Source organism: Nioella sp., from assembly GCF_964229645.1.
GTDB lineage: Bacteria > Pseudomonadota > Alphaproteobacteria > Rhodobacterales > Rhodobacteraceae > Nioella.
The window spans coordinates 1-6,035 of the sequence record NZ_CAXREX010000278.1 but is presented as its reverse complement, the minus strand read 5'-3'; the positions used below and the strand labels follow the sequence as shown (position 1 = coordinate 6,035).

Genomic DNA, 6,035 nt, shown 5'->3' with positions numbered 1-6,035 from the left:
AGCGTGAGCGAAGCGGTTTCCGCCGGTTTCAGCACCACCGAATTGCCCGCGGCCAGCGCAGGCGCCAGCTTCCACGCGCCGATCATCAGTGGGAAGTTCCACGGCACGATCGCGCCCACAACACCCACGGGCTCCCGGTGCACCAGACCAAGCACGTTTTCCGCCGTCGGGGCGATCTCGCCATATTGCTTGTCGATGGCCTCGGCATAATAGCGGATCGTGGCCGCAGCCGACCCGGCCTCGGCCTTGTAGGCCATGTTAATCTCGGTCCCGTTCTCGCGCACGCCCATCACCGCCAGCGCCAGAGCCTCGGCCTCGATCAACTCGGCCCATTTCAGCATGACCTTCTTGCGCGCGGCAGGGGGCTGGCGCGACCAGCGCCCGTCCTCGAACGCCGCCCGCGCCGCGTCAACCGCGCGCGCCACGTCCTCGCCCGTGCCTCGTGCCAGCGTCGTCAGCACGCTGCCGTCGATGGGGGACAGCGTCTCCATCACGGCCCCGTGCGAGGCGGGCACCACCTGCCCCCCGATCAGGTGCCCTTGCGCGGGGACCGGCTGCGCGCGCAGCGTGTCGATGCTGGCCTGATCCATGGCTTACCTCGTATGTGCGTCGTGAATGTCGTGGTCGGGCTCGTCCATCCGCGCCCGGTGCTCCTTGACCAGCGTGCGGATATGCAGCCCGATGACCAGCAGGATCGCGCAGAAAAGCAGGAAGGCAATCGGCCTGTCGATCATGTCCCAGGGCGTGCGCACCCGCGCCATGGCGCTGCGCAGCTTCACCTCCATGATCCCGCCCAGGACCATGCCCAGGATGATCGGCACCACCGGCAGGTTGAGCCGCTTCAGGATCAGCCCCAGCACCCCGAAGGCGCTGGCAATCGCGCAGTCGGTGAAGGAATTGCGAAGGGAATAGACTCCCACGAAGCTCAGCGTCAGGATCACCACGCCCAGGAACCGCGTCGGCACCTGGATGATCCTGGTCAGCCAGTTGGTCGAGAACATCAGCAAGCCAAGCACGATGACGTTGAGAAGCAGCATCACGATATAAAGCGCCACCACGAAATCCATGTCGTTCTGGAAAAGCCCCGGCCCCGGCACCACGTTATGCACGTAAAAGACCGACAGCATCATCGCGGTCAGCGCCTCGCCCGGGATGCCAAGCGCCAGGAGCGGGATCATCGCGGCCCCCGGCACCGCGTTATTGGCCGCTTCCGAGGCAATCAGCCCCTCGGGACTGCCCTTGCCGAACTCCTCTGGCGTTTTCGACGTGCGCCGCGCGTAGGTGTAGCTCAGGAACTGGGCAGTGAACTCGCCCACGCCGGGGATCATTCCCATCAGCACCCCGAAACCGGACGACACCGTCGCCACCCGCTTGAAGCGGAATAGCTCTTTCAGGCCGGAAAAGAGGCTTCCTTCCACCCGCTGCGCCTTGGGCGCATCGTCCTTGTCGACCAGCAGCAGGAAGGCCTGTGAAATGGCGAAAAGGCCAAGCACCACCACGATCAGGTCGACACCCGAGGCCAGCCAGCTCTGATCGAAGGCATAGCGGCGCGAATAGCGCACCGGCTCCAGCCCCACGGAATTGAGGAAGATGCCGAAACTGGCCAGCATGCCCGCGGCAAAGACCTGCCCCCGATGCGCGAGCACGACGAGGATGATACCGAGAAGCGCGGCGAGGAAAATCTCTCGGCTGCCGAACATGGGGGCGACCCAGGCCAGCACGGGCGACAGGAAGATAAGGCACAGGATCGACAGGATGCCCCCGAAGAAAGAGGCCGAATAGGCCAGCGACAGTGCCCGCCGCGCCTGCCCCTTCTGCGTCATCGGGTAGCCGTCATATGTGGTCAGCGCGTTCACGGCCGTTCCCGGCGTGTTGATCAGGATCGCCGGGATCGCGCCGCCATACATGGACGAGCCATAGATGCCCAGAAGCACGGTCAGCCCCACGATGGGATCGAAGCTGAAGGTCGCGGGCAGCAGGATGGCAATGGCCACCGCCGCGCCGACGCCGGGAATCGCGCCGATGATGACACCGCCGATCGAGCCCACCAGAAGGGCCAGAAGCACGTCGAGCCGGGCAAGCGTGTCGAGGCTGGAAAGGAAAAGGTCCATCGCCGGGGCCTCAGAAATAGGTCAGCATGAAGGTGGACAGGCCATCGGGCAGGTGATGATAGAGCTGCCCGCCCGGCAGCCGCACCTGGAGGAAAGTCCGGAACAGCAGCACGATCCCAAGCCCCGTCACCAGCGCGGCCCCGATCATGCGCCCGTCACGATACCCCATGCGCAGCGTCAGCGCGCCCATGAAGAGAAGTGTCGCCAGCAGGTAGCCCGCCTGCGGCACCAGCCAGACATAGGCCAGGAACCAGCCCACGAATTCCAGCGCCCTGACCCAGCTTAGCACCTCGGGCCAGCGGCCGGGGATGCGGTCCGAGGCCAGCGACCCCAGGAAATGCAGCGCCCCGAAGATCACCATTCCGAAGACACCCACTGCGGGCCAGAACCGGGGTTGTGCAAAGAGGTGCTGGCCGTTGGCCCAGACGGTCTGGGTCTGCAACTGGCTGGCAAGCCACATGGCGAAGAGCAGGAAGAGCGTGGCAAAGACCAGGTCCCCCGGACGCCGGTATCGCTTGAACATCTGCTGGAGAGTTTCGAACCGCCCCATCCGCGCGCGCCCCAATTTTATGTGGAAAAAATTGCGGATCGGCCCGCCAGGGCCGACCCGTCCTTGATCCGTTCAGGCTCAGTCGAGCATGCCCGAGATGGTGCCGAGCGTCTCGATATCGGCCTGGATCTGCGCCGTCGACGCGTCTGCGTCCTGCCAGTAGACCAGCGCGCCGGTTTCAGCCGCCAACGCCTGCGCGCGCTCGCTCATCACCGTGGCCTGGGCCACTTCCGCGATCCGGTCCCGCACCTCCTGCGGCGTGTCGCGATGCACGAAGAGCCCGTTCCACAGCGCCACATTGAGCGACGGGTCAAGCTCTGCCACCGTGGGCGCGTCCGGCGTCAAGCTGATGCGCTCCGCCCCGATCGAGGCCAGCACGTTGACGCTGTCGAGGCATGGCAGAATCAACTGAAGCGTGGTGTTGATCACATCCGCATCGCCCGAGGCCAGCGTGTTGCAATCGAGCGCATCGAATGCCGCGTCCGAGGCAAAGCCGAAGCCCTGGCTTTCCGCCAGCGCCATCGTCACCCGCGTCGGCACCAGCGGCGCGCCGAAATGGCCAAGTGTCACGTCATTGTCCTGCGCGTAGGTCGCCAGCTCTTCCATGCTGGAATAGGGCGCGTCCGCGCTTGCGGCGATGACGAAGGGATAGGTCAGGAAGATGCCAATGGGCTCGAACGGGTCGGGGCTAAGCTCGGGGATGCCGAGGTTTGGACCCACGGTCGGGATCGCGATGATGAAGGAGCCGATGGTGTATCCATCCGCCGGAGCCGTCGCCACCGAGATTGCGCCGGGGAAGGGGCCGCCGCCGCCGCCCGGACGGTTCACCACCGCAGCCGGCACGCCGTAGGCCTCCTGGAAGTCCTCCGCGATCATCCGCGTCAGCACGTCCTCCAGGTCGCCCGGCGGCCATGGCACAACGAATTCCACCGGGCGTTCGGGGTAATCGGCCGCCGCCAGCCCGCCAAGGGCCACCGTCGCCAGGGCCGCCGCGCAGACGGTCTTGAGCATTCTGTTCATGTTGCACTCCCTGCTGAGTTGGTTCATTATTTAAACCGATGGTTCAAAAACAGCTTGCATTGTGAACCAATCCCCGTCAATCCTTTTTGCACGACGCGGCTCCGTCCGCGCGACAGGAGGCCCCATGTCCACGATCGCAAAGGCGATGGAATTGCTGGATTTTTTCTCGCTCGACCGGCCCGAGATCGGTCTGAGCGACTTTCACCGACTCGCCCGCCGCGACAAGGCCACCACCTTCCGCCACCTCTCGGCGCTCGAATCGGTGGGTCTGCTGGAACAGAACCCGGCCACCCGCGCCTACCGCATCGGACCCGCCGTCCTGCGCCTGGCGCATATGCGCGAAGTCACCCTGCCCCGCCGCGCGGGCCTGCGCGTGGCCCTGCCCCGGCTGGCCGAGGCCACGGGCGAAACCGCGCATGCATCGCTGCTCGATGCCACCGGGCTGACAACGCTCGCCCATCACGAGGCCCCGCAGCATTCCGCGCGCGTGGTGCTTCATGAATCGCGCCTGCCCCTGCATGCCACCGCCTCGGGCATCGCCGCGCTCGCCTTCGGCGGCGAAGAGCTCATGAAGCGCGCGCTTGCCGCCATGCCCGCCTATACCGAGACCACCGCCCGCAGCCCCGAAGACCTTGCCGCCGCCGTGGCCCGCGCCCGCGCCAGCGGGATCGCCATCTCGAACCAGACCTTCGAGACCGGCGTCACCGGCTTTGCCGCCCCGCTCTTCGACAGTTCCGGCATCGCCGGGGCCGTGGCCGTGGCGGCGGTGTCCTCGCGCGTCACGCCCGGGCTTCAGACCCTCATCCTCACCGAACTCATCCAGGCCGCCGAAACCATCAGCGCGAACTGGGGCGGCTCCATCCCGCCCGCGCTTGCCGCCGCATGGGCCGCCGCCGCCGCACCGGAGACCGCGACATGAAAGACTCGAACTTCCTCAAGGAAATGAACGCCCGCCGCATGTGGCACCCGATGGCGCACCCCGCCGACAGCATGGCCCACCCGCCGCGCATCATCACCGGGGCCGAGGGCGTGCGCATCCGCGATATCGACGGGCACGAAACCATCGACGCCGTGGGCGGGCTGTGGAACGTGAACCTGGGCTTTTCCTGCCAGCCGGTGAAAGACGCCATCGCCCGGCAATTGGACGTGCTGCCCTATTATTCCACCTTCCGGGGCACCTCGAACGACGCGGCGATCGAGCTGTCCGTGATGCTGGCCGATTTCTTCGCCCCCGACGGGCTGACGCGCGCCTTCTACACCTCGGGCGGGTCCGACAGCGTCGAAACCGCGCTGCGCCTTGCGCGCCAGTATCACAAGGTGCGCGGCGAACCGGGTCGCACCAAGTTCCTGAGCCTCAAGAAAGGCTATCACGGCACCCATTTCGGCGGCGCCTCGGTCAATGGCAACGCCAATTTCCGCACCCAGTATGAACCGCTCCTGCCCGGCTGTTTCCACATCCCGGCCCCCTACCCCTATCGCAATCCGTTCAATGAAACCGACCCCGCGCGTCTCGCCGGCCTCTGTGCCGCCGCGCTCGAAGACGAGATCGCCTTCCAGGGCGCGGGCACCATCGCCGCCTTCATCATGGAACCGATCCTGGGCGCGGGCGGCGTCATCGTCCCGCACGAAAGCTTCATGCCCCAGGTGCGCGAGATCTGCGACCGCAACGGCATCCTGCTCATCGCAGATGAGGTCATCACGGCGTTTGGGCGCACCGGCGACTGGTCCGGCAGCCGCCACTGGGGCGTGCAGCCCGACATGATGTGCACCGCCAAGGCCATCACCAACGGCTATTTCCCGTTCGGCGCGGTGATGCTGTCCGACAAGGTCGTCGAGGTCTTCGAAAGCGATGAAACCGGCGCCGCCGCCATCGGCCACGGCTACACCTATTCAGGCCATCCCGTCGGCGCGGCGGCCGCCATCGCCTGCCTTGACGAAACGATCCGCCTCAATGTCCCCGAAAACGCCGCCGCCCGGGGCGCGCAGCTCTTCGAGGGCGTGCAAAAGCTCAAGGGCCGCTACGACGTGATCGGCGACGTGCGCGGCGGGCACGGGCTCATGACCGCGATCGAAGTGGTCTCGGACCGCGCCACCAAGGCCCCTGACAAAGCCATGCCCGCCAGGGTGCAAGAGGTCGCCTACGACCACGGTGCCATGGTGCGCGTCTCCGGCCCCAACATCATCATGTCGCCCCCGCTCATTCTGACCGAGGCGGATGTCGACGCCATCCTCGCCGCGCTCGACGCGGGCTTCCGGGCCCTCTGACCCCCGTCATTGTTCTCAAAATATCCCGGGGGCGTCGCCGCAAGGCGACGGGGGCAGCGCCCCCGAAGGCGGGCCGACGATCCCTGCCG

Annotated in this window: 6 protein-coding genes; 2 read left to right on the top strand and 4 right to left on the bottom strand. The window is 66.4% G+C overall.

The window, feature by feature from the left end; translation table 11 throughout:
- From ACEQXV_RS17930 to ACEQXV_RS17915, 4 genes are all read right to left on the bottom strand, one after another.
- Positions 1–590, bottom strand: a 590-nt coding sequence (locus ACEQXV_RS17930) for an aldehyde dehydrogenase family protein (RefSeq protein WP_370270310.1), incomplete at its 3' end; no start/stop codon positions are given.
- A 3-nt stretch (positions 591–593) separates the two neighbouring features.
- Positions 594–2,111: a tripartite tricarboxylate transporter permease gene (locus ACEQXV_RS17925; RefSeq protein ID WP_370270309.1), complete on the bottom strand. Its 1,518-nt coding sequence runs from the start codon at positions 2,109–2,111 to the stop codon at positions 594–596.
- Between the two features lie 10 nt (positions 2,112–2,121).
- Entirely contained in the window at positions 2,122–2,661 is a 540-nt protein-coding gene (locus ACEQXV_RS17920; protein WP_370252968.1) for a tripartite tricarboxylate transporter TctB family protein, read from the bottom strand.
- 78 nt (positions 2,662–2,739) lie between these two features.
- The gene (locus ACEQXV_RS17915) at positions 2,740–3,681 is read right to left on the bottom strand and encodes a tripartite tricarboxylate transporter substrate binding protein (RefSeq protein ID WP_370270306.1); all 942 of its coding nucleotides are present in this window, start codon (positions 3,679–3,681) and stop codon (positions 2,740–2,742) included.
- Positions 3,682–3,805: 124 nt separating this feature from the next.
- On the opposite strand from ACEQXV_RS17915, the gene ACEQXV_RS17910 reads away from it, so the two are divergent.
- Positions 3,806–4,600: an IclR family transcriptional regulator gene (locus tag ACEQXV_RS17910; RefSeq protein WP_370270305.1), complete on the top strand. Its 795-nt coding sequence runs from the start codon at positions 3,806–3,808 to the stop codon at positions 4,598–4,600.
- On the top strand, positions 4,597–5,946 hold the full coding sequence (locus ACEQXV_RS17905) for an aspartate aminotransferase family protein (protein WP_370270303.1): 1,350 nt from the start codon (positions 4,597–4,599) through the stop codon (positions 5,944–5,946). Before ACEQXV_RS17910 ends, ACEQXV_RS17905 begins: the two co-directional genes overlap by 4 nt.
- Positions 5,947–6,035 lie beyond the last annotated feature (89 nt).

Coding starts and splice junctions, on each gene's coding strand:
- ACEQXV_RS17925 (WP_370270309.1), bottom strand. CDS start 2,111: ATGGACCTTTTCCTTTCCAGCCTCGACACGCTTGCCCGGCTCGACGTG.
- ACEQXV_RS17920 (WP_370252968.1), bottom strand. CDS start 2,661: ATGGGGCGGTTCGAAACTCTCCAGCAGATGTTCAAGCGATACCGGCGT.
- ACEQXV_RS17915 (WP_370270306.1), bottom strand. CDS start 3,681: ATGAACAGAATGCTCAAGACCGTCTGCGCGGCGGCCCTGGCGACGGTG.
- ACEQXV_RS17910 (WP_370270305.1), top strand. CDS start 3,806: ATGTCCACGATCGCAAAGGCGATGGAATTGCTGGATTTTTTCTCGCTC.
- ACEQXV_RS17905 (WP_370270303.1), top strand. CDS start 4,597: ATGAAAGACTCGAACTTCCTCAAGGAAATGAACGCCCGCCGCATGTGG.